This window comes from Streptomyces katrae (assembly GCF_000966975.1).
GTDB classification, from domain to species: domain Bacteria; phylum Actinomycetota; class Actinomycetes; order Streptomycetales; family Streptomycetaceae; genus Streptomyces; species Streptomyces katrae.
The window spans coordinates 1-505 of the sequence record NZ_JZWV01001486.1; the positions used below are offsets into that span (position 1 = coordinate 1).

Genomic DNA, 505 nt, shown 5'->3' on the forward strand with positions numbered 1-505 from the left:
CCAGTCGTGCTTGGCCCGGCCGAGTTTGACCGCGGGGGCTCCGGCCCAGCGCTGCCCGGTGGGGACCTGTCCGACGACGGCGGAGCCCGGGGCCACCTCGGCCCGCTTGCCGACCCGCGCCCCGGGGAGGAGCAGGCTGCGGGTGCCGACGACGGCGCCCGCGCCGACCCGGACCGGGCCGATGACGAGCTGGTCCCCGTCCAGCCAGTGCCCGCGGAGGTCGACCTCGGCCTCCACGGCGCAGCCGCGGCCGAGCCGGAGCATGCCGGTGACCGGGGGCAGGGAGTGCAGGTCCACGTCGGGGCCGACCCGGGCGCCGAGGGCCCGCGCGTAGCGTTCCAGCCAGGCGCCGGTGAGCGAGGTCGCGCCGGCGCACTCGGCGAGCCGCTCGGCGGTCCACAGCCTCAGGTGCACGCTGCCGCCCCGGGGATGGCGGCCGGCGCCGACCCCGCGCAGCAGCAGGCGGGCGCCGCCGGCGGCGATCGCGAGCCGGCCGGGCGGGCTC

1 pseudogene is annotated in these 505 nt (G+C 80.6%); it reads right to left on the bottom strand.

Features of this window, described 5'->3' with window-relative positions:
* A pseudogene (locus tag VR44_RS38555) lies at positions 1 to 505 on the bottom strand (amino acid adenylation protein); the annotation flags it as partial.